This window comes from Ruegeria profundi (assembly GCF_001507545.1).
Lineage (GTDB): Bacteria > Pseudomonadota > Alphaproteobacteria > Rhodobacterales > Rhodobacteraceae > Ruegeria > Ruegeria profundi.
In genome coordinates this window covers 60,353-82,468 of the sequence record NZ_LQBP01000004.1, presented here as the reverse complement: position 1 = coordinate 82,468, position 22,116 = coordinate 60,353, and the positions used below count along the sequence as shown (strand labels likewise).

Genomic DNA, 22,116 nt, shown 5'->3' with positions numbered 1-22,116 from the left:
TGGATGCTTCTGGCAATTGACTGCGGTAACACAAACACCGTTTTCTCGATCTGGGACGGTGAGAAATTCCTATGCACGCTGCGAACTTCGACCCATCATTCTCGCACGGCGGACGCATATTTCACTTGGTATTCGACGCTGGTGAAACATTACGGGATTGATGCGAAAATAAGCGACGTGGTGATTGCATCAACTGTGCCGCGCGTGGTGTTCAACCTGCGTATCTTTGCGGACCGTTTCTTTGGCTGCCGACCGCTCGTTGTTGGTAAACCGGAATGCCTTCTACCTGTCGCACCGCGTGTGGACGAGGGAACGATCCCCGGCCCGGACCGCCTTGCCAACGCCGTGGGCGCGTTTGACCGTCATGGTGGGGACGTGGTTGTGGTCGATTTCGGAACGGCGACGAATTTCGACGTGGTGGCGTCGGACGGGGCTTATGTCGGTGGCATCATCGCACCAGGCGTGAACCTTAGTCTTGAGGCATTGCACCAAGGGGCGGCGGCGCTGCCACATATCGATATTACCCGACCCGAAAAAGTCATTGGCACAAATACGGTTGGCTGTATCCAATCCGGCGTGTATTGGGGCTATTCCGGTTTGATCGAGGGGCTGATTGCCCGGATCAAGGCGGAATACGGAATGCCGATGAAGGTCGTCGGCACCGGTGGTCTTGCGCCTTTGTTCGATCAGGCGGATGTCGGGTTTGACGCAATCGAAGACGATCTGACGATGCACGGGCTGACCGTGATCCATCGCTACAACAAGGAAAATGGCTCGACATGAGCAGTGAACGACTGATCTATCTGCCGCTAGGTGGTGCTGGCGAAATTGGCATGAACGCGTATGTCTATGGCTATGGACAGCCAGGACAGGAACGTCTGATCCTTGTGGACCTTGGTGTGACCTTCCCGGATATGGACACAACGCCGGGCGTCGACCTGATCTATGCCGACATATCGTGGCTGCGCGAGAGAGCTGATCGGCTTGAAGCCGTGTTCGTAACTCACGCGCATGAGGATCACGTCGGGGCCGTGGCGCATTGTTACGAGGCGCTCGGTGCGCCGATTTACGCACGCGCCTTCACCGCGAATATCGCGCGGCGCAAGATGGAAGAGCACGGACACCCGGAAGACGCGGTGCATACGGTTTCAGCCTGGCCCGAGAACGTTACAGTTGGACCGTTTACTGTTGGCTTCCTGCCCGTGTCGCACTCGATTCCCGAAAGCGCGGCCCTGGTGATTGACACGCCCGCGGGCCGGGTTGTGCATTCGGGGGACTTCAAGTTGGATGCGAACCCTGTGGTGGGTGAACCGTTCGACCCCGAGCTTTGGGCCAGCGTTGCGAAAACCGGCGTTAAGGCGCTGATCTGTGACAGTACCAACGTGTTCTCCCCGCATGATGGCCGCTCGGAAGCGGAAGTTGGTCCTGAAATTACAAAACTGGTCGAAAGCGCCGAGGGCATGGTTGTGGCCACAACTTTTGCCTCAAACGTTGCCCGTGTGAAAACGCTGGCCGAAGCGGGCCAGCGGGCAGGGCGCTCGGTCGTCTTGTTGGGTCGCGCTATGCGGCGAATGATCGAGGCGGCGACAGAGACGGGCATCCTTTCGGATTTCCCAAAAGTCATCAGCGCGGAAGAGGCCGTGGACGTACCGCGCCAGAACCTGATGCTGATCGTAACCGGCAGCCAGGGCGAACGCCGTGCCGCCAGTGCACAATTGGCGCGGGGCAAGTATCGTGGGTTAGAGTTGAAAGAAGGCGATCTGTTTCTGTTTTCGTCCAAGACCATTCCGGGAAATGAGCGGGGAGTGATCTTTATCATCAACCAACTTAGCGAAAAGGGCGTCGACGTGGTCGATGACAGCTCGGGTCTGTATCACGTCTCTGGCCATGCGAACCGGCCTGATCTTGAGAAAGTGCACGCGCTGATAGACCCGCAGGTGGTGATCCCGATGCATGGGGAACATCGCCACTTGCGCGAGCACACCAAGCTGGCCGAGGCCGGCGGGCGAACGGGTGTTTTGGCGATCAACGGAACGATGGTTGACCTTACAGGCAATGCGCCCAAGGTGGTTGATTACGTCGAAACCGGTCGCACCTATCTGGATGGAACGGTCAAGATCGGTGCGCTGGACGGGGTCGTACGCGACAGAATCCGCATGGCCTTGAATGGGCATGTGACTGTGACTGTTATTCTGGATGAAGAGGATGAACCGCTGGGTGAACCGTGGTGTGACACCATGGGTCTGCCCGAAACCGGTACGTCGCGCGCCGCCCTGGTTGAGGTATTGGAGGAGGATTTGAACCAGTTCCTCATGCGCGCGGATGCCAAGACACTGCGTGACGACGACAAGCTGGAAGAAGCCATGCGTCGCATCGTGCGTCAAACTGCCAGAGCCGAAATCGGTAAAAAGCCCGAAGTGACCACCGTCATCAGCCGAATGAAGTGACGCTTAGTCTGCGTCCGGCATCGGATGCCCTTTAAGCTGTAGGAACAGGCTTTGTTCCTCGGTATGCAGGAAGAGGGGAACGTTCGAGGGCGGCTCGGGGTTTGTAACCCGGGCCGCCACTTCGGCCAGAACGACCTCAGTTATAAACGGCAGGTCCAATTCGCGCGCCCGGCCCAACGGGACCCATTGCAGGTGGGACAGCTCATCCGAAGCGCGGCTGAAATCGTCAGGGTCCCCTTGGATGGCATTGGCATCTACAAGGAAGAAACGCGCATCGAAACGGCGGGGGCGGCCCGGCGGAGTCACGGCGCGGAATACGAACTGAAGGTCACTGGCCGTTGGTCGGAAACCCATGCGCGCAAATTCCTGCCAATCCGCAGGAACTGATCCTTGCCAATCGCCACGCTCACCAAGAACCAATCCGGTTTCCTCCCACAATTCGCGGATCGCCGCTGCGGCCAAAGCGTTCTGCAAACCGGGCGCGGATCGTTCGTCCAGCCTTTCGCTGCATAGTGCGGGCAAGGGGGCGACCAACGGGACAGATCTGTCTGCAGTGTCGACCGCGCCACCGGGAAACACAAACTTGTTGGGCATGAAAACAGCTTTCGCGCCGCGCTGTCCCATTAGTATCGAGGGGTTCGTCAGTCGATCGCGCAGAACTATGACCGTTGCCGCATCCCGTATCGCGGATTTATCCTCTGTCATGCGCTGTGCGATCTCGTGAACAAGGTCATTGCTCTTTTTCGAAACCGTGCATGCGGCGTGCCCATTGATAGGCAACGACGGCGCCTTTCAGACGGGGCAGCAAAAACAGCGACAAGGCCGTACAGCCGATCGCAAAAATCAAGAACATGGTCAGCGGCTGGGGGCGAAATTCAACATAAGTGACGTGCAAAGCGGGCGCCAGCAGGTGACCAACGACCAGAATGGTCAGATAAGCCGGGCCGTCATCCGCCCTGTGGTGAAACAACTCCTGGCCGCAATGGCCGCAGTTGTCCCGAACCTTCAAATAGCCCCGCAGAACCTTGCCCTTGCCGCATTTCGGGCAACGGCCCCGGAAGCCGTTGACAAGTGCTGGCCACGTCGGGCGGTCATTCTCGGTCGTGGTTTCGATCGTTTGGTCTGTCATTTTGAAACTCGCGCTTTCACTTGCGCGCGATACTGCTCTGGATTTGCCTCACAGAAAAGGGGGGTGCGTCGCTTTGTGACGCGAAGCCGCGGCAACGCTTCAACAAAATTTTCGAACAAATTTCGACGGAACCGGTACTACTGTGCGTTTAGACTTTTGTAAGCGGCGGCAAAGGGCCGCAAAACAAAGGGAAAACGAAATGAAGAGCGCCAAATTTATTCCGGCCATTCTGATCGCGGCTGTTGCCGTTACCGGCACATCGCTTTTGGCAGCCGGATCAAGTATTCGTGAACCTGTGAATTTTCAGGAATTGGATGCCAACGGCGACGGCCAACTGACGCAGGAAGAAATGGAAGCCCATCGCGTGCAGCGATTCTCTCAGTCTGACACTAATGGCGACGGGCAGTTGAGCATTGATGAGGCGCAGGCGGCAGCTCAGCAACGCGCCAATGATCGTGTGGCAAAGATGTTTGAAAGGCATGACGCCAATCAGGACGGCTTTCTGAGCCAGGACGAGTTGCCCAAGCCGCGCCGCGCTGGCAAGATGTTTGACCGTATCGACGCGGATAACAGCGGGACAATCTCAGAGCAGGAATTTGCCGATGCAAAAGCGCGGATGGGCCGGAAGCACCGCAAAGGCGGCAACGCAGACGCTGACGATAGCTGATGAAGGATGGAGGATCTGACCTCCGCACCACAGGATGTTCGTGGCGCCGACGGCGCTGCGGACACCTCGGACGACGCGTTGTTGCGGCAGTTTGCAGACGGTGATGCGGCGGCCGCGCGTGTGCTGACCGATCGGTTGGGGCCACGGTGTTTCTCGGTTGCGATGCGGATGTTGGGCAACCGGGCCGAGGCTGAAGACATTACCCAGGATGCCATGATGCGGCTTTGGAAAATGGCGCCGAACTGGGTGGCTGGGCAGGCCAAAGTGACCACTTGGCTTTACCGTGTCACTTTGAACCTATGTGTAGATATGCAGCGCAAGAAGCGGCCTGACCGTCTGGACGATGTCCCCGAACCCGAGGATGAAGACCCAAGCGCTGTTGAAAGACTGCAGGAGGCAGCACGTAAAGATGCTTTGCAGGTGGCGTTGTCGCAATTGCCAGACCGCCAGAGGCAAGCGGTTATCTTGCGGCATATCGAAGAACTGCCCAATCCCGACATCGCTGGGATCATGGGCATTTCAACGGAAGCGGTGGAAAGTCTGACTGCGCGCGGAAAACGCGCCTTGGCGGCAATACTGGCCGGACGGCAGGATGAACTGGGGTACGAAGATGGCTGAAGACGAGATGGACCTTGATCAATTGTTAGCCAAGGCGCGGCAAACCCGACCTGATCTGCCCGATGATCTGGCCGTGCGCATCGTGACGGATGCCGAGACGGTACGCCTTGACCGTCTGAAACCTGAGTCGTCGTCCCGGCGTTCGGTCTGGATGCGAATGCTGGACGGGATTGGCGGCTGGCAGAGCATGGGCGGTCTGGTCGCGGCCAGTGCGGCTGGCGTCTGGATCGGCTGGTCCGCGCCTGATTTCTTGCCCGATCCGGCTGCGATCATCTATCCGCAGGAAAACAGCTTTGTGGTCGCTGACCTCGGGCTGGATGCATTATTTCTGGAGGACGCCGAATGAGCGATCAAACCAAGCCCAAAAGGCGGTGGGTGACGATCCTGCTATTTGTTTCGCTGGCGCTGAATCTATTGGTGGTCGGGGTCGCTTTGGGCACTGCCTACCGTTTCAAAGGGGATAGCCACGGCAAGGCGCCCCCCGGCTTTGGTCCAGCGCTGTATCGGGCCTTGCCAAATGAGGAACGCAAAGCTCTGCGCGGCGAACTGTATGAACGGCATATCCAAGGCGCGAAAATGCGGTCTCAGGGTTTCACGGCGCTTCAGACAGCTCTGCGTGCCGAACCCTTTGATCCAGTACCTGTAAATACATTGCTCGATCAACAGGCGCAAGCCATGGCCGAATTGCAAACTGCCCTTCAGGAAGAATGGTTAGAGCGCATAACTGCCATGACCGGCACAGAACGAAAGGCGTATGCAGACAGGTTGCAACAGGTGATCAAACGTAAAACGCATCGGCGCAAACCATCCGAGTGATTGAGTTAGGCTGCGCTTGGCAGTAGTCGGACCTGATTTCGCCCCGCTGACTTGGCAGCGTAAAGCGCTGTATCGGCCGATTTGATCAATCCATCCAGCCGTTGAGACTGATGCGAGTATGTCGACACGTTAGGTTGGGCCGCGATCAACCCAATACTGATCGTAACCGGGATCGGGGCAGCAGAGTCTGGAAGATCAAACGGCTTTTCGCGGATGCAGGCACACAGGTTTCCTGCCAGATCCAGCGCCTTTGCCTGGGTGGTGTCGGACAAGCCTATCATGAATTCCTCGCCACCTATCCGTGCAATGAACCCTGCTGAGCCCAGCGTTTGCTCCATTCGTGTCGCCGCTTCGGCCAGCACCATGTCTCCTCCGGTATGGCCGAACCGGTCGTTGATAGCCTTGAAGTGATCAAGATCGGCCAGCATTATGGCAAAGCCCTTGCCAGACCGTGCGGCCTTGCGCGCGATCTGATCAATTGCGCGCATGGCATACCGGCGGTTGTGCAGTCCGGTTAGCGGATCAACCCAGGATTCGACCAATCCCTGCTTTAACGAGGCGCGCATCTGGTCCAGCCGGGCCTTTCGCGCGATCTGGCTTTCTAGCCGCAACACCGTTTCATCCGCGCAGAAGGGGCCCATGCAAATCACATCAGCCCCCCGGTCAAGCGCGTCTGATGCCAGATGTGCATTTTCTTCCTCAAGAACTCCGACCAGAACCGTGTGCCGTGTGGTGCTACGCGATTTCAGATCGGCCAGCAGTTTAAGGCCCGACGGGCCCGCGCTGACTTCGAACACAATGGCATCCGGCAAGGGCCCCGACAAAACAGCCTGAAGGTTTGATGTGGTATGTGCTGACAGACTGTATCGCGTCCGTTTCGACAGGGCATTCTGCCATAGGGCGCTGGTGCGCGGCGTTTGTGTCAGAATGGCCACACGGGCCGTTTTCGCGGGTGAAATGAACGCAGCACTGGATTCTGCAAAACCGATCGGGTGCGAGCTGTTTTCTACCTGTAGTTCTTGCGTCTCGGCCCGAGCGCGCAACAGGCTGCGCACCCGCGCCAACAGAAATGTATCCTTGAACGGATGCGCCAGTACGTCGTCCAACCCGTCTGACAGCGCCTTTAGACGTGCGGCCTTGTCATTCTGCGGTGCGATGGCAACCACAGGAACATCCACTAGGTCAGGATTTGCCAACACCAGCTTTTTCACATCCGCAGCCGACCCATCCGGCAGGGTCTGAGATGTCAGTACCAGATCCGGCTTGGTGCGCCGCAACAACCCTGCAAGGCCCTGTAGCTTTTCACCCTGTACAACGTGATACCACGCCGCAGTCAGCTGAACCTTCAGCATGATGCGATTGGTTGAGGTCCCGTCTAGGACAAGGATCGTTCCCTGCACGGACATATCTGTCACCATTGATTGCATGCGTTGCCAAAGTGTTTATGAGTCTGGTTAACAAACCCTTTCCAACACCTGATCTCTGGCCACTTTATGTCAATATCTGCCCAATCCGCTGAAACACTGGCACTGGACGTCCTTGGTTGGCTGGTCGGCAATGATGAATTGCTGCCGGTTTTTCTTGGTTCGACCGGCGCATCAGCGCAGGACTTGCGAGACAGGGCGTCCGAGCCTGAGTTCCTGGGGTCGGTGCTTGAGTTTCTTATGCTTGACGATTCGTGGGTGATTTCTTTCTGTGACGCGAATTCCGTGTCTTATGACCTGCCCGGTCAGGCGCGTGCCGTTTTGTCAGGTGGTGCCGATATCCACTGGACCTGAAAATGCCTTGCAGGAGCAAATAATGCCCATTGACGCGATCCTTTTCGACAAGGACGGAACCCTGTTTGACTTCGCGGACACTTGGGGTGCGTTCGGGCGGAATATGGTGCTGCGCCTTGCGCAGGGGGACCACGGACGCGCGGCCCAGCTTGGGCGGGCTATCGGGTTTGATTTGGAACAGGTGTCCTATGCCAAGGACAGCGTTGTTATCGCGGGAACAATTGATGAAATCGCCGAGGTTCTGGCCCCGCATTTACCTAATCTACCGCTGTCTGACCTCATTGATGTGCTGAATGTCGAGTCGGCCTCGGCGCCGCAGGCGCAAGCTGTCCCGTTGGTTCCTTTTTTTAATGACCTCCGGCAGGCCGGTTTGAAACTGGGTGTGGCGACCAATGATGGAGAAATGCCCGCACTGCGGCATCTGGAGTCGGTGGGCATTCGCGACTTTTTCGACTTTGTTGCCGGATATGACAGCGGGCACGGATTTAAACCCGGTCCGGGACAATTGCTTGCGTTTTCCGCGCATGTTGACGTGACCCCGGAACGCGTCGCCATGGTCGGAGACAGTTTGCATGATCTGCAAGCAGGGCGCGCGGCGGGGATGACCACAGTCGCTGTTCTGACCGGAATGGCGCCGGCCGAGGTGTTGGCCCCTTGGGCGGACGTGGTTTTGCCTGATATCGGCCACATACCCGACTGGCTGGCACGAATCTGATCGCAATCGCGTTAATTTCGCCGCTTCAGGATAAGAAACCGACATAGTCTGTCGCAGACAGAGCGGCCAGACGCCTGCTTAGGGGATTGCATGTAAAAACGAAAGCTCCGGAGGATAACATGGCTGATACAAAAACTCGCAGACGTCGTGGAGGCGGACGCGCCGGAGCTGCTGAGCGCAGGGGCAGCGCGGTGATTGACCAGATGCCGTGGAACCCTCCGGTGAATATCGATAGACCGACAGAGCCGCTGGACCAGGACGGAATCGACGCGATCCATGAAGGTGCGATGCGTATCCTCGAAGAGATCGGGATCGAATTCTACAACGAAGAAGCGAAGGGAATTCTTCGGGAAGCGGGCTGTACGGTCCAGGGCGACAATGTCCGTATGGGTCGAGATTTCGTCATGGAGATGGTGCGAAAGGCCCCGTCAAGCTTTACGATCACGCCGCGCAATGTGGATCGCACGATTGAAATCGGCGGCAAGAACATGGTGTTCGGCAACGTTTCTTCTCCGCCGAATTACTGGGATATGGAGATTGGCACCAAGGTCCCCGGAAACCGGGAGATGTGCCGCAACCTGTTGAAACTTACGCAGTATTTCAACTGCATACACTTTGCAGGCGGCTATCCGGTCGAGCCGGTCGACATTCACGCAAGCGTTCGGCACCTGGATGTTCTCTATGACAAGCTGACGCTGACCGACAAGGCCATGCATGCCTATTCGCTGGGCAAGGAACGCGTCGAAGACGTGATGGAAATGGTCCGCATCGCAGGTGGTTTAACCCACGAAGAATTCGAAGCCACACCGCGGATGTACACCAACATCAACTCTACCTCGCCGTTGAAACATGACCAACCGATGATCGACGGGTGCTTGCGGTTGGCGCGGCGCGGGCAGGCGATTGTGGTCACTCCGTTCACACTGGCCGGTGCGATGGCGCCGGTGACCATGGCCGGAGCCGTCGCGCAATCGCTGGCCGAGGCGCTGTGCGCGATTGCGCTGTTTCAATATGTGCGTCCGGGGATCCCTTGCGTGATTGGCACGTTCACGTCGAATGTTGATATGAAATCAGGCGCACCGGCATTTGGCACGCCGGAATACATGCGCTCGACCCAGATGACAGGTCAGATGGCCCGGTACTACGGGCTACCGATGCGATCTTCTGGTGTGTGTGCAGCCAACGTGCCCGACGGCCAAGCAGTGTGGGAGACGTCGAATTCCTTGTGGGCAGCCGTTCAGTCAAGGACGAACATGGTGTATCACGCGGCGGGCTGGCTTGAGGGTGGTCTGATCGCAAGCCCCGAGAAATTCATCATGGATTGTGAAGTTCTGCAGCAAATTCAACGCTATATGCAGCCCGAGATCACAGCAACCGGGCCGGACGAAATCGCGCTGGATGCCATTCGTTCAGTTGGGAACGATGGGCATTTCTTTGGTATTCAGCACACGCAGGATCGTTACACCACGGCGTTCTACCAGCCTTTCCTCAGTGACTGGAAAAACTATGAGGGTTGGAACGTCGCTGGCGGTATCTGGACAGCGGAACGCGCGCATCACATGTTCAAGGAAATCATTACCAGTTTCGATCCGCCCGCCATGGATGAAGCGATCCGCGAGGAGCTGGCTGATTTCGTGGCCAGACGCAAGGCCGAAGGTGGGGCACCGACAGATTTCTAGTTGAAAGCCAAAGGCTTCAGCTGCGAATCTCATTCAGATTTTCTGTATCTGATGGCGCGTGTTGTGTATTTGTTAAGAACTCTGAGCCCAGAATGAGGAAGAAATTATTCTGGGGCAACTGATGCATGGTCTGATCAATCGTGCGGTGCAGTCTTTTGTGTGCGCGACATATGGGTATTCATGCTGGTTGCGCGTGACCGAGGCGGCCGAGCTTGGCTTTGTCGAGTTCGAAGCCATGCTTGTATACGACGACGATATGACCCAGCGGGTGTTGGATTACCTGTGTGCCGATCTAAGGCGCCCACGTTCCGAAATACTTGAGGATTTGGGAACTTATCTGGTCTCGCACCCAAATATGGAGGGATTGCGGCGTCTGCTGCGGTTTGGCGGCGTCACATATGTGGAATTCCTGCATTCGCTTGACGATTTGTCCGACCGGGCCCGGCTGGCTGTCTCTGACCTTCACCTGCCCGCGCTGGAATTGGTTGAGGTGAGTCCAGCAGAATATCAGTTGTTCTGCCATCCAGGTTTGGCCGGGTACTCCAGTGTAATGGTCGGAATCCTTCGGGCCATGGCAGACGATTACGGGGCTTTGGTCATGCTGTCCCACGCTGACCAGGAGCAGGAGGTCGATGTTATTTCAGTTGTTCTTATTGAAAGTGCATTTGCTGAAGGGCGCCAATTTGAGTTGGGGGGCCGTAAGTCATGATGGGTACTGACGACCTTGCAGCCCTGCTCGAAACGCTGTGTCCAATGTTTGTTTTGGTGGGGGCGGACGGTCAGATTAGCCGTGTAGGACCTACCTTGCAAAAGCTGCGGCCCGATCAATCGATGGCGGGAAGACAGTTTCCGGACGTCTTCGAACTTGTCCGCCCGCGTGACGTTATAAGCCTGTCGTCGCTTTTGGCATCTGCAGGCGCAAAACTGCATCTAAAGTTGCGGGAAACGCCGCGCACCGCACTAAAGGGGCTGATCGCCCCGCTTCCGGATGGAAAGGGTGCAGTTATCAATCTGTCCTTCGGAATCTCGATCCTGGATGCGGTGCGCGATTATGCGCTGACCAGCGCCGACTTTTCCGGTACCGATCTGGCGATCGAGCTGCTGTATCTGGTTGAGGCCAAATCTGCCGCAATGGAGGCGTCGCGATCGTTGAACCTGCGGCTTCAAGGCGCAATGCTGGCGGCCGAGGAACAGGCCGTCACCGACATGTTGACAGGGTTAAAAAACCGGCGCGCCATGGATGGAACGATTGGGCAGCTGATAACAGGACACTTACCCTTTGCCTTGATGCATCTAGACCTGGATTTTTTCAAATCCGTCAATGATCAGTTTGGGCACGCCGCAGGGGACTACGTGTTGCAACAAGCCGCTCGGATCATGGTTGAAGAAACCCGCAACGGGGATACGGTGGCGCGTATCGGTGGGGATGAGTTCGTCATTATCTTTCCTGGACTATCGGATGAAGATATTCTCTCGGCGATTGCGACGCGCCTGATCGACCGGTTGCAGGCGCCGATCTTGTTCGAGGGAAACACCTGCAGAATTTCAGCAAGCATCGGTATTGCTTTGTCCAGTCAGCTAAAGCCTCCGACAGCGGCCGAGATTTTGAATGCCGCGGATTTGGCGCTGTATGAGGCGAAAAGAACGGGCAGGTCCCGGCACTGTTTGTATTCAGTGGTCGCTGGGCGTCAGAACGGCAACGCGGAACACGGTGTTGCTTCGCAATTGTAAGCCAGACTTACGTCAAGAATTTCGTAAACCTTCGAACACACGGGACAACCTAAAGCCGATGTGGCGCTTGATCCGGGGCAGCTCGCCAACAACAGGCATGACCTGACCTTTGAACTCCGCTGCCGCCAGTTCTTGTGGGACGTCTTCAAGTACATGACCGCCCCTGCATGCAAAAAACGGCAAACACAAGGATTTGGGGGGCAGACCAGTAGCGGCTGTGGCAATGGATGGAGGTTCCTCGACAAAGCCGGGCCGGATCGACCTGAAGGTAAGCTTGCGACCCAGATCGTCGGCAAATGCCCGCGCAGCAGCAGAAGGGTTGCGGCTGCGGCCAGAGCCATGTGCCGCCAGAACCAAATCCGTGTCCTGAGCGTTCCATTGGTTTTCGTGCAACTTTTCCTGCAACGCGTCTGCAACCAAAGTGGGCAGGTCGGGATCAACACCCAGGGGATCAAGAATGCGTAGGTCGCGACCGGCAAGCCGTTTGGGCAACGCGCTGGTGACAAACCATCCTTTCGCCATGAACAGCGGATAGATCACCGTGTCATCGGGCAGTTCGGATACGCGTTGCTCGAACGCTCCGGGCGCTGCAAGTGTCGCCGACGTGACAGCCACACCGTTGCAAAGGGCGTCTACCTCGGCGGCGTAGGCCGCCAACGCATGCTCGGCTGGGTCCGGGTCTGAGGGTTGGCCATGGGCGACTATAATGGCGTTGGGCATTTGAAACAGTCCTGTGTGCTTTCCCGATAGGTGTTTCCTGACGCTCTGAAGTCAATCCAAACTGGTCTGTCTCAGCCCAAAAGTGTCAGCCAGAACCAGACCGTAAGGATAGAAACCCCCGTTCCGATCAAGACCGACGAAGCAGCGACCCGTTTGGCCCGGCCATACAGGCTGGCAAAGATATAAGCGTTAAAGCCCGGTGCCATCGCGGCATTCAAAACGCCCGAGCGGAACAGGTCTTGCGGCAGACCCGTCGTTTTCCCGAAGGCCCACATGAGGCTTGGATGCAGCATTAGTGAGATCGCACAGACATAGGCAATTGTGCGCAGATCGCCTTCGGGCTTGTACTTGACCAGAACGCCCCCCAAGGCGAACAAAGCACCGGGCAGGGCTGCTCGGGTTATGAGCCCAAGCGCGTCGTCCAGAACCACAGGTACACCGATCCCCGAAAGATTGACGATAAAGCCGAGTGCGATCCCCAAGATCAAAGCGTTGCGGAACATCGCCGACAGCACCGACCGAACCATCCGCGTGCCGCCATTGCCGCGGTTCCGGATGATTTCCATCACCGTGATACCGACGCCATAGCAAAACGGGGCATGGAAGGCGATGATTGCATAATTGCCGTCCAGATTCTCGGGTCCGTAGGCGCGCTCGGTAATCGGCAGACCCAGTAGGACCGAGTTAGAAAACAGGCAGCAAAAGCCAATGGCGACGCAATCTTCCCAGTCGCGGCGAAAAATCAGGCGCGCACCGAATAGTCCGGCGGTGAAGCACAGCGCAGCGGCGGAGTAAAAACTGCCCAGCAAGCGAGGATCGAAACTGGCGCTGAGGTCCAGATGCGAGATCGCCAGAAACAGCAGACACGGGATCGCGAAGCCTTGGGTGAACTTCATTATCCCGTCGATGTGGATTTCTCTGAAATACCCGAAATACGTCGCGATGTAGCCAGCGCCGATCACAAGAAAAACCGGCAGGATGACTTCGATCAGGCTTTGCAGCATCTTGCCACCCTTGATGATTTTGCGGGCCTCGCCCGCAGCGCATTACAATGTCTGGTGGATCACCATGCCATCATAGGCGGGGGTGATGTAATCGGCGGTTTCAGCCTCGACCGTGGCATAGTCAAGATCGATATGCATGTTGGTTAACACCGCGCGTTTGGGTTTGAGTTGCTCAATCCACCCAAGTGTCTTTTCCAGATGCGCATGCGTGGGGTGGGGTGAGCGGCGCAGGGCGTCGATGATCAGGCAATCCAGCCCCGACAGAAATGGCCAGGCCTCGTCATAGATCTCGGCCACATCCGGTAGATAGACCAGCTTTCCAAGACGGAACCCCAGCGAGTCAATCGAGCCGTGATTGACCTTAAAAGGGTGAAAGGGAATCTGTCCCCCGGGGCCGTTGATCTCGAACGGGCCGTCGATGGACTTCAGGTCCAGAATTGGCGGATAGGGGGAGCCCTCTGGCTGGATAAACGCGTATCCGAACCGTCCCAGCAAAGCGTTCTGAGTATCGCCATCGGCCCATACCGGCACCCGTTCGCGCATGTTGAACACGATCATCCGCAGGTCGTCGATACCGTGGACGTGGTCAGCGTGAGAATGGGTGTAGACAACACCGTCGAGCCGCCCAGTTCCAGTACTCAGCAACTGGCTGCGCATATCCGGCGAGGTGTCGATTAGAACCGAAGTCGTACCTTCGGGCCCGTCGCGTTCCACCAACATTGAACAGCGCTGGCGGATGTTGCGGGGGTTGTTCGGGTCACAATCACCCCATTGCCCGCCCAGGCGCGGTACACCGCCGGATGAGCCACAGCCGAGAATGGTGCAGCGCAATTCGGTCATGCAGCTGCCTTGTACGCTGCTGCTTTCGTAAACAGCCGGTCGAAATTGAGCTGTGTTTGGGCGGCGAAGTCGGCGTAATCCATGCCGAACACCTCGGCCCCTTTGCGGGCGGTATGTGCGGTATAGGCCGGCTCATTGCGCTTTCCGCGATAGGGCGGCGGGGCCAGATAGGGGGCGTCGGTTTCCACCAGAACCCGGTCAACCGGGGCCATGGCAAAGATATCGCGCAGTTCCTGGCTTTTGGGAAAGGCCGCAATACCGGACATCGACAAGTAAAATCCCAGATCCAGCGCTGCTTTGGCCAGTTCCGCCGAAGATGAGAAGCAATGCATTACACAAGTGTAGGGCGCGTTGCGGTATTCCTCAGTCAAGATGCGCGCCATGTCCTCGTCAGCCGCGCGGGCATGGATGATGAGCGGCAGACCTGTGCGCTGGGCGGCCTCAATATGGATGCGCAGGGATTGCTTTTGCAGATCAGCGCTTTCGGCCGTGTAGTGATAATCCAACCCGGACTCGCCGATGCCTACGAATTTTGGGTGTCGAGAAAGCGCAACAAGGTGGTCGACCGTTGCCATTGGTTCATCCGCCGCGCTCATCGGGTGCGTGCCCGCAGCGTAAAAGACGGGCGCGTGGGCCTCGGCAATTGCGCGCACGCTGGGTTCGTTGCGCAAGCGGGTGCAGATTGTAACCATGCGTGTAACACCAGCCTCGACGGCATTGGCGATGATCTGGTCCAACTGCCCCTCAAAATCCGGGAAGTCCAGATGGCAATGGCTGTCGGTAATTTGGGGGATGTCGCTCATCTGCTCTGACCGGCGGTTTCCTGTATCTTGAACACCGTATCTAGGACCAGGGCGGCGGGGTCAAGGTTGACCGCCTGACCATGACGTGCGCGGGCAGTGATTGTCGCCGCGACCTCGGCCCATTGCCGGGCTTGCTGCGGGGAACTGGACAATCGTGCAAGCGTTTCCGCCTCATTTGGCGCAGCTTCCGGTGACGGAGGCGCACCGGTCGCCCCCGTCAGGGCAAGTCGGGACAGCGCCACGTCGATCAGCGATAGCAACAGCTCGAACCGGTCAGCGGCCCCGCGCTGGGCGGCGGCTTCGGCCAAGGCAAGCGCGCGCTGGCGATCCATGCGGGGGAGGGTGCCCAGAATGCCAGTCAATTCGGCGTAAATCTTCAGCCCGCCCAAGTTTATCAACCGTACCGCATCCCCCACGGAGCCTGCAGAAAGAGCGGCAAGGTGTTCGGTTTGGGCAGGCAATTCCGCACCGGTCTGTTTTAGGGCCGATTTCATCTCTTCGGACCCAAGCGGGGAAAGTCGCAATGTTCGGCAGCGTGAGCGGATGGTCGGCAACAGGCGGGATGGCTGGTGTGAGACCAGCAGCAATGTCGTGCGCGCCGGGGGTTCTTCGAGCATCTTCAGTAGGGCATTGGCTGCGCTGACATTCATTTCATCCGCCGCGTCAACGATGACAACGCGCCGACCGCCATCTGCCGAGGACAGGCCGAAGAACTTTCCAAGCTTGCGAATGTCGTCGACCACGATTTCGTTCCGCAGCCGCCCCTGATCATTCAAAGAACGTGTGATAGCCGCAAGGCCCGGTTCAGCACCTGCCTGGATACGGTGTGCAACAGGGTGGTCCGCGTTGATCTCAAGCGTCTCGGGCGGCGGTGGCGCACCAAACAGCCCGTCATCCTCAACCGGAGGCGTGGCAAGCAGAAACCGCGCGATACGCCAGGCCAATGTGGCTTTGCCCACACCGCGCGGGCCAGTCAACAGCCAGCCATGGTGCAATCGATCCGAGGTGTAAGCGTCCAGAAAGGCCCTTTCAGCCGCAGACTGCCCAAACAGGTGCTGGGTTTCACGCGGGTGGGGGGCTCCGGGAGCCTGATCCGGGGTTGGGATATCGTCGCTCATCTATCGTTCTGTCAAAAAGCTTTCAGAACGATATCTGTCACATCCTGTGCAACACTGTCCATGTCTCGGTTGCCGTCAATCACCCGAAAACGGTCCGGGAACTCATCTGCCAGCGCCAGGAACCCATCCCGCATCTTTTGTTGCAAGTCGAGCCCGAAGTCCTCGAACCGTTCTTCCGTGCCCTGTCGCCCCTTGGCACGTGCCAATCCGGTTTGAGGGTCCATGTCGATCAAAATCGTGAGGTCGGGTTCGCGCCGTATCATCAGGGCATGCAACTGGTCCACCAGAGCGCGCAGATTCCCGCGCGACATGCCCTGATACATACGCGTGCTGTCGGCAAAACGGTCACAAATCACCACTTTGCCCGCAGCAAGCGCTGGTTCGATGGTGCGCTCAAGATGATCGCGCCGTGCCGCTGTAAACAGCAACAATTCGGTCTCGGCCGACCAGCGATCAGGGTCGCCCTCCAGAACCAGACGCCGGATTTCCTCTGCCCCCGCCGATCCGCCGGGTTCGCGCGTCAAAACAACCTCGTGGCCCATGTCGCGCAGGCGATCTGCAAGCATACGTGCCTGCGAGGACTTACCTGATCCATCGATGCCTTCGAAGGTCAGAAACAACCCGGATTTTGTCACAATGCGTCCAGAGGATTGCCGATCATGTCGGTCAGAACGATACCGCCCACGGTCATCATCCGGACCACGAACCCTCCGGCCGGAACGCTTTCCGCAGCCACCAGTGGACGTCGGATTTCTGGCAATCCTTCTGGGTTGATCACAAGTTCAGCCAGTTTCTGACCCTTTTCCACCGGCGCATTGACAGGGCCATCATAGACCACTTCGGCCTCGATGTTCTTGTCGCCTAGAACCGGGAACAACAGCGAAAGGTCTTCTTCCGGTACCAAACCCACCGTCTTTTGGGCACCCATCCAGATCTTGGCTTCGGCTATCGGCGTGTCGGCGTTGGCAACTGTCCTCTCGACAAAATTTCGAAACGACCAGTTAACCACGGCCTCAGCCTCCTCTGCCCGTACGCGGGTGCTGTCCAGACCGGTAAGCACAAAGATCACCCTGCGATCTCCCTGCTTGGCAGAGCCGACAAGGCCATAGCCAGCCTCTTGCGTATGGCCGGTTTTCAGGCCGTCAGCCCCGATCCCAAGTCGCAACAGCGGATTACGGTTGCGCTTGTTTGAAGGCGCGCGACCATCGAATTCAAACTCTTCCTCTGCGAACAGAGGATAGTATTCCGGAAAGTCCGATATCAGCCGGTCCGCCAGAACGGCAAGGTCGTGGACCGACATCATATGCCCGGCGGCAGGCCAGCCGTTCGAATTGGCAAAGTTCGAATTGTCCATGCCCATCTGCTGGGCGCGCTGGGTCATGTAGCGGGCAAACCCGGCTTCGGTTCCGTCCGGGCTGAGCGCTTCGGCGATCACGACGCAGGCATCGTTGCCCGACAATACGATGATGCCACGCAGAAGATCTTCGACTGTGACGCGATCCTGAGTGTTCAGGAACATCGTCGAGCCACCATAGCTCATCGCGTGTTCGGATACCGGCAGCGTTTCGTTAAGCGTCAGTCGACCATCGCGCAGAGCCTCAAACGCTACGTAAAGCGTCATCAACTTGGACATCGACGCGGGCGGTAGCGGCTGGTCAGCTTCTTTCGACAACAAAACCGTACCGGTAGTCTGGTCCATTACGTAGGCGGCACGAGCTGTTGTATCAAAGGCATAGGCGGGCAGGGCACACAGGGCCAGCCCGAGGGTCAAAACAGATGATCGCAGTGAGGACAACACTGGAGCCTCCTTTGTTTCAGTTTTTGACGGAGTATGCATCGGTAAAGCCAAGGTCCCTGACATCACTCTGCAGCGCATTTCGTTCAGCACGGGACGACGCCGGACCGACCAGCACGCGCCAGACCGTCTTGTCGCCAGACTTTAACTGCCGCACATCGGCAGAAATTCCGTTCCGTTCAATTTTCTGGGCCGCGCTTTGGGCGTTGGCTTCGACATTAAAGGTCCCAACTTGCACGAATGGCTTTGTCAGTGACCGTGGCGCTGTGTTCTGAGTTGCTGCCGACGTTGCACTGGCAGAGGTCGGCTCTGCCGTATCAATCGCAGCTGCTGCGCCTGCAATCGGGTCCAGCGGAGTTTCGGTGATCTCGTCTGGTTTTTTCCTTTGCCACCATTTCTGTTTGGCCGGTTTTTCCTGTGGTGGCGTGATTTCAGGGTCCGACAAGTTCGCGGACGAAGTTTCTTGGGCTGTGGCTTCAACCACCTCTTCTGCGGCCTCAATTGTCGACGCTGTAGCCTCTGCCGCCGCCTCGGTAGTTTCCTCGGTAACCTCGGCCGTCGCCCCGGCAGCAACAGCCCCTGCCGCCGCGCCAGCAGCTACGGTTTCTTTCCTTTGCCACCATTTCCGTTTGGCCGGTTTCTCTTCTTTCGCCTCGGCCGTTTCAACATCTTCATTTTGCGCTTCGGCCTCGTCGGCAATCGGCTGCTGCTCGGCGACTTCGGTTTCTTCCGGCTCGGGTACTTCTTCGACAGGTTTACGCCTTAGGGCGACAACCTCAATCTTGGTTGGGGCACCAGCCAGAATACCCAACTCTTCCGCCGCGGCAGAAGAAAGTTGTAAGGCGGGGCCAGGCAGATTTCTTTCCCTCCGGAACAAAGCCCCGTTTACGGATTTATTGTTGGTGGTGTTCTTTATTACGACGCGTTCAGGTTGGGTCACGTCCGGATGCGCAACCCAGATGCCACCAAGGGAAGGACGACCATCCCACAATCCGGCTTCTGCCACGTTGAAAACGTCCGGCGCCTCGATCGTATCCCCAGACCTGTCAGAAAACTCGGGGAAAAGTTCGATGGTTCCATCAGTCTGCGTATCTTCATCCGTTGCGTCTGCCGAAGCCTCTTCAATCGATGGCAGCTCATCGCATGCGGTCAGAACTGCCAACGCAACGGCAAATACCGCCAACGATCGCGGATTTGCGCGTATCTCAGTCGCTCGCTTCATTTTGTCATCCCTTGCCTGAAGGGGTCTCGTATCCGGAGCCCCGCCGCCATTTGCCGGTTCTGTTATGCCGGTCTGTTACGGTCCTCATGGAAACCATAACGCGAGCGGGGTGTCATGGAAAGACCGCGATACATGCTTCGGCAAGAATTCCCTATTTGCTCTTGCCACCGTTTTCAGTTGGCCTTAAGACCCAGCAGCACGCGGGGAGGTGGCAGAGTGGTCGAATGCGGCGGTCTTGAAAACCGTTGGGCGTGAGAGCGTCCCCAGGGTTCGAATCCCTGTCTCCCCGCCACTCATACCTGTCTCACTTCAGTTGTGTTTTCTGACCCGGAATTGTGCCGCAATTCCCGCGAGTTGGCGCATGCGCTTTCAATCAGAGACGAAGCAGACCGTACACTCAGAGCGCAATTCAGGCCCAAGTCTCAGTGCCGCATTTTGGCGGGGTCGCTTTGGGCTGGATTTCCCTGATACCCGGCAATTTACAGGGAATTTCTGCAAAACAAGTCTGGAACCCGGGATTTCAGATGTCACAACTCTATTTTTTCCAATAGCTTAGGTTGCAAATTCCCTAAACAGTGGAACAGGGAATTTTCTCGCGGGAACAGGGAATTGTGCCGACGGATCAGGGAGGGCGAACCCTGTATCAGGGACGCAGGATCTGGAGCTATTGAAAGCCGAACAGGCGTTCCTGTTCGGACCAATCAAGTGGGTGGGTCACGCTGACCAGACGCTTGAGTGTGAGTTCGGGCGGCTGGTTCCCGTCGAGAATCGCCGTTTGAATCTTTGGTGAGAGAAACGCAAGCTGAGCACGGGTGCGGATGAAGGCGTCAGGGACGCTTTCGCGGCGGGCAATCTCCATCAGTCGAACTCCGGCCTTCAGATCACGGGCCCAGCCATGGGCGCGGATCAGCATGGACCGGAGGTGGGGATCGGGTTGGGGGGCCATGTCTCCGGCGATGACCTTGGCCTCGACGCCGCGGCGGCGTAGATTGAAGGATGCGGTGATGTGTGTGAGATCCGGGTGCAGATGGTCAGCAGCGATCCCAAGTGCGCTTGCCAGGGCATTTCGGTTCAATTCGAGGTCGATCTGTCCGCGTGCAATTGTGCCGCTGGCCAGAAGAGCAGCGCCCACCTGACCACTTTGACCTTGAAGCCGGGTCACCAGATCCGCAATTGAGGTCTGGACGACCTCTGCTGATCCGGCCTCTGGCTGCGCCAGCACCCGGTGCGCGGTAGCGGCGTCTTGCAAATGACCAACGATGACGCCGATAACCGCGTCTTCCAGCCCCGGGCCGGGTAGTCGCCAGCCTGAGATATCCTTGCCACCCGAGATCAGCCTATTGGAGACATAGTAGCGCAACCGTCGGCCTTTGCTCGTGGTGTGGGTTGGCGTCAACCGATCACCGGTGTCGTCGCTGAGCAAACCGGTAAGCCACGCGCCCAGGTCATTGGAGTGTTGGCGGGCATCGAAGCCGACGCATGCCCGGGAGCGGTTCGAGGCCTGCCGCATTTTCTCCTGCACGCGATGCCAAATACCTTCGTTGATGATGGCGACATGCTGGCCATCCCAGATTTTGTCTTTATGGCGGATTTTGCCGATATAAACCGGGTTGCGCAGCAGGTAATAGATCTGGCCGCGTGACAGCGGACAATCTCCCTTCACGCTGCCATCCGTCCGAACAACCCGTTTTGACCGCAGTCTTTCTGCGGTTGCCCGTTCTTCTACTTTGCGCAGGCAACCCAGCTCTTCATACAGACCGAAGAGATGTCGGACCGTTTTCGCCTCATCTTCATTCACGACCAGCGTTCTTGCCTTCGGATCGGGGTGGCGATCATAGCCCAGAGGCAGGTTGCCACCCATCCAAAGCCCCTTCTTCTTCGACGCTGCAATCTTGTCACGAATACGTTCAGCGGTGACTTCCCGTTCAAACTGAGCAAAGGACAACAGTACATTGAGAGTCAGTCGCCCCATGGAGGATGAGGTATTGAAGGACTGAGTGACAGACACAAAAGAACAGTTTGCCTGTTCCAGCCGTTCGACCAGCTTAGAGAAGTCGGCAAGCGACCGGGTCAGCCGGTCAATCTTGTAGACCACCACCATGTCAATACGCCCGGCATCGATCTCTTCAAGAAGGCGCTGAAGGGCGGGGCGCTCTAGGGTGCCGCCCGACAGGCCACCGTCATCGTAGCGCCCGGACAACAGGGTCCAGCCTTCATGTCGCTGGCTGGCGACATAGGCCGCGCAGGCCTCATATTGCGCATCCAGCGAATTGAAGTCCTGATCCAGACCATCTTCTGAGGACTTGCGCGTGTAGATGGCGCATCGGATTTTACGGCGCGGGCTCATTTAGCCGGCTTGCCGGTGAGCCCAAAGAAACGCGGCCCTGACCAATGCGCGCCGGTAATCTCTCGGGCGATGGCCGAGAGCGAGCGATAGGAACGACCGTTCCAAGTGAAACCTTCCTCTGTAGCGTCGACTACATGTGTCACGCCATTCCACTCACGCAGCAGGCGCCCACCGGGTTTTAGGGCAGGGCATGTAGGCCGGGGTTTCTTCCCAGAGCCCTTTTCCAGCGTGGCTTTGACCTGCCGGGGTAGCCCGCCATGACGGCGGGACTGGATCTCAAAGGCAATGAAACGGCGCAGAAAGGGTTGGCTGAGCATGGCGGGGGCGGGTTGATCAAACAGTTGCTGCCAAAGCGCGACCAGATCCGATCGACCCATGGTGGCCAGATCGGCGACATCGTTCGTCTTGGTCATGACGCTTCTCCAGTTCTCGCCGCCAGATGATATGTGGATGGTCCATTTGGTTTGTCGGATGTCCGCCGTTCAATTGTGACGCCTTTTTTCCGCAGGCCGCTTAGAGCCGCTCGGACCGAATGAGGCTGCCACCCCGTTGCTTTGCAGAGCACCTCAAGGCTGGCGCCACTCGGGCGGCGCAACAAGTGTTGCACTTTGTCAATTTTGGTTTGCTTCCGTTTAGACATGAACTGTCTCCTCTGATCTCGGGTTGGCGAGATGCCGAACCCCGGTA

General features: G+C 57.7%; 25 protein-coding genes and 1 tRNA gene. 12 read left to right on the top strand and 14 right to left on the bottom strand.

What is annotated here, in order from left to right; genetic code table 11:
* The first annotated feature begins 3 nt into the window (after window positions 1–3).
* On the top strand, window positions 4–783 hold the full coding sequence (locus tag AVO44_RS08710) for a type III pantothenate kinase (protein WP_068335511.1): 780 nt from the start codon (window positions 4–6) through the stop codon (window positions 781–783).
* Window positions 780–2,447, top strand: coding sequence for a ribonuclease J (locus AVO44_RS08705; RefSeq protein ID WP_068335508.1), 1,668 nt, complete (start codon window positions 780–782; stop codon window positions 2,445–2,447). Before AVO44_RS08710 ends, AVO44_RS08705 begins: the two co-directional genes overlap by 4 nt.
* Window positions 2,448–2,450: 3 nt before the next feature.
* Here the strand turns inward: AVO44_RS08705 and AVO44_RS08700 are convergent, their stop codons facing one another.
* Both AVO44_RS08700 and AVO44_RS08695 read right to left on the bottom strand, forming a co-directional pair.
* Window positions 2,451–3,152, bottom strand: a complete 702-nt coding sequence (locus tag AVO44_RS08700; protein WP_068335506.1) for an NUDIX hydrolase — start codon at window positions 3,150–3,152, stop codon at window positions 2,451–2,453.
* A 25-nt stretch (window positions 3,153–3,177) separates the two neighbouring features.
* Complete coding sequence (locus tag AVO44_RS08695; RefSeq protein WP_068335504.1) at window positions 3,178–3,576, bottom strand: DUF983 domain-containing protein; 399 nt, start codon at window positions 3,574–3,576, stop codon at window positions 3,178–3,180.
* 199 nt (window positions 3,577–3,775) lie between these two features.
* Between AVO44_RS08695 and AVO44_RS08690 the strand changes: the two genes are divergently transcribed.
* Genes AVO44_RS08690 through AVO44_RS08675 form a run of 4 tightly spaced genes read left to right on the top strand, consistent with a single transcriptional unit; the run spans window position 3,776 to window position 5,677 of the window.
* Window positions 3,776–4,243: an EF-hand domain-containing protein gene (locus tag AVO44_RS08690; RefSeq protein ID WP_068335502.1), complete on the top strand. Its 468-nt coding sequence runs from the start codon at window positions 3,776–3,778 to the stop codon at window positions 4,241–4,243.
* A gap of 6 nt (window positions 4,244–4,249) precedes the next feature.
* A complete protein-coding gene (locus AVO44_RS08685; RefSeq protein WP_068335500.1) occupies window positions 4,250–4,861 on the top strand; it encodes an RNA polymerase sigma factor in 612 nt (203 codons plus the stop codon).
* Window positions 4,836–5,207 carry a hypothetical protein gene (locus AVO44_RS08680; protein WP_233421959.1) on the top strand — a complete coding sequence of 124 codons (372 nt, stop codon included), beginning with the start codon at window positions 4,836–4,838 and terminating at the stop codon, window positions 5,205–5,207. Before AVO44_RS08685 ends, AVO44_RS08680 begins: the two co-directional genes overlap by 26 nt.
* Entirely contained in the window at window positions 5,204–5,677 is a 474-nt protein-coding gene (locus AVO44_RS08675) for a periplasmic heavy metal sensor (RefSeq protein ID WP_068335497.1), read from the top strand. The genes AVO44_RS08680 and AVO44_RS08675 overlap by 4 nt, the downstream gene beginning before the upstream one ends.
* 5 nt (window positions 5,678–5,682) lie before the next feature.
* Here the strand turns inward: AVO44_RS08675 and AVO44_RS08670 are convergent, their stop codons facing one another.
* A complete protein-coding gene (locus tag AVO44_RS08670) occupies window positions 5,683–7,083 on the bottom strand; it encodes a diguanylate cyclase (protein ID WP_068336333.1) in 1,401 nt (466 codons plus the stop codon).
* A gap of 87 nt (window positions 7,084–7,170) precedes the next feature.
* On the opposite strand from AVO44_RS08670, the gene AVO44_RS08665 reads away from it, so the two are divergent.
* The 5 genes from AVO44_RS08665 (at window position 7,171) to AVO44_RS08645 (ending at window position 11,580) form a co-directional block, all read left to right on the top strand.
* Window positions 7,171–7,455 (top strand): DUF3572 domain-containing protein, encoded by a 285-nt coding sequence (locus tag AVO44_RS08665; RefSeq protein ID WP_068335495.1) that lies wholly within the window; start codon window positions 7,171–7,173, stop codon window positions 7,453–7,455.
* A 22-nt stretch (window positions 7,456–7,477) separates the two neighbouring features.
* A complete protein-coding gene (locus AVO44_RS08660; protein ID WP_068335493.1) occupies window positions 7,478–8,170 on the top strand; it encodes an HAD family hydrolase in 693 nt (230 codons plus the stop codon).
* A 119-nt stretch (window positions 8,171–8,289) separates the two neighbouring features.
* A complete protein-coding gene (locus AVO44_RS08655) occupies window positions 8,290–9,849 on the top strand; it encodes a trimethylamine methyltransferase family protein (protein ID WP_068335491.1) in 1,560 nt (519 codons plus the stop codon).
* Between the two features lie 121 nt (window positions 9,850–9,970).
* The gene (locus AVO44_RS08650) at window positions 9,971–10,558 is read left to right on the top strand and encodes a heme NO-binding domain-containing protein (protein WP_068335488.1); all 588 of its coding nucleotides are present in this window, start codon (window positions 9,971–9,973) and stop codon (window positions 10,556–10,558) included.
* Window positions 10,555–11,580: a GGDEF domain-containing protein gene (locus tag AVO44_RS08645; RefSeq protein ID WP_068335486.1), complete on the top strand. Its 1,026-nt coding sequence runs from the start codon at window positions 10,555–10,557 to the stop codon at window positions 11,578–11,580. The genes AVO44_RS08650 and AVO44_RS08645 overlap by 4 nt, the downstream gene beginning before the upstream one ends.
* Before the next feature lie 12 nt (window positions 11,581–11,592).
* Here the strand turns inward: AVO44_RS08645 and AVO44_RS08640 are convergent, their stop codons facing one another.
* The 8 genes from AVO44_RS08640 to AVO44_RS08605 all read right to left on the bottom strand — a co-directional run bounded on the left by AVO44_RS08640 (window position 11,593) and on the right by AVO44_RS08605 (window position 19,082).
* Entirely contained in the window at window positions 11,593–12,300 is a 708-nt protein-coding gene (locus AVO44_RS08640) for a CbiX/SirB N-terminal domain-containing protein (RefSeq protein WP_068335483.1), read from the bottom strand.
* Between the two features lie 71 nt (window positions 12,301–12,371).
* Window positions 12,372–13,304, bottom strand: coding sequence for an AEC family transporter (locus AVO44_RS08635; protein ID WP_068335479.1), 933 nt, complete (start codon window positions 13,302–13,304; stop codon window positions 12,372–12,374).
* A gap of 42 nt (window positions 13,305–13,346) precedes the next feature.
* A complete protein-coding gene (locus AVO44_RS08630; protein ID WP_068335476.1) occupies window positions 13,347–14,144 on the bottom strand; it encodes an MBL fold metallo-hydrolase in 798 nt (265 codons plus the stop codon).
* The gene (locus tag AVO44_RS08625; RefSeq protein ID WP_068335474.1) at window positions 14,141–14,947 is read right to left on the bottom strand and encodes a TatD family hydrolase; all 807 of its coding nucleotides are present in this window, start codon (window positions 14,945–14,947) and stop codon (window positions 14,141–14,143) included. The genes AVO44_RS08630 and AVO44_RS08625 overlap by 4 nt, the downstream gene beginning before the upstream one ends.
* Entirely contained in the window at window positions 14,944–16,065 is a 1,122-nt protein-coding gene (locus AVO44_RS08620) for a DNA polymerase III subunit delta' (RefSeq protein ID WP_068335472.1), read from the bottom strand. Before AVO44_RS08620 ends, AVO44_RS08625 begins: the two co-directional genes overlap by 4 nt.
* An 11-nt stretch (window positions 16,066–16,076) precedes the next feature.
* Window positions 16,077–16,700 (bottom strand): dTMP kinase, encoded by a 624-nt coding sequence (gene tmk / locus AVO44_RS08615; protein WP_068335470.1) that lies wholly within the window; start codon window positions 16,698–16,700, stop codon window positions 16,077–16,079.
* Window positions 16,697–17,863 carry a D-alanyl-D-alanine carboxypeptidase family protein gene (locus tag AVO44_RS08610; protein ID WP_233421958.1) on the bottom strand — a complete coding sequence of 389 codons (1,167 nt, stop codon included), beginning with the start codon at window positions 17,861–17,863 and terminating at the stop codon, window positions 16,697–16,699. Before AVO44_RS08610 ends, tmk begins: the two co-directional genes overlap by 4 nt.
* A 16-nt stretch (window positions 17,864–17,879) precedes the next feature.
* Complete coding sequence (locus AVO44_RS08605) at window positions 17,880–19,082, bottom strand: SPOR domain-containing protein (RefSeq protein ID WP_068335461.1); 1,203 nt, start codon at window positions 19,080–19,082, stop codon at window positions 17,880–17,882.
* Window positions 19,083–19,284: 202 nt separating this feature from the next.
* Here AVO44_RS08605 and AVO44_RS08600 point away from each other — a divergent pair.
* Window positions 19,285–19,374, top strand: a tRNA-Ser gene (locus AVO44_RS08600).
* A gap of 372 nt (window positions 19,375–19,746) precedes the next feature.
* Here the strand turns inward: AVO44_RS08600 and AVO44_RS08595 are convergent.
* From AVO44_RS08595 to AVO44_RS21810, 3 genes are read right to left on the bottom strand one after another with little or no spacing between them, the layout of a single operon-like run.
* Window positions 19,747–21,429, bottom strand: coding sequence for a recombinase family protein (locus AVO44_RS08595; RefSeq protein WP_068335460.1), 1,683 nt, complete (start codon window positions 21,427–21,429; stop codon window positions 19,747–19,749).
* Window positions 21,426–21,842 carry a DUF2924 domain-containing protein gene (locus tag AVO44_RS08590; RefSeq protein WP_082677450.1) on the bottom strand — a complete coding sequence of 139 codons (417 nt, stop codon included), beginning with the start codon at window positions 21,840–21,842 and terminating at the stop codon, window positions 21,426–21,428. The genes AVO44_RS08595 and AVO44_RS08590 overlap by 4 nt, the downstream gene beginning before the upstream one ends.
* Complete coding sequence (locus AVO44_RS21810) at window positions 21,839–22,069, bottom strand: DUF3489 domain-containing protein (RefSeq protein ID WP_082677449.1); 231 nt, start codon at window positions 22,067–22,069, stop codon at window positions 21,839–21,841. Before AVO44_RS21810 ends, AVO44_RS08590 begins: the two co-directional genes overlap by 4 nt.
* Window positions 22,070–22,116 lie beyond the last annotated feature (47 nt).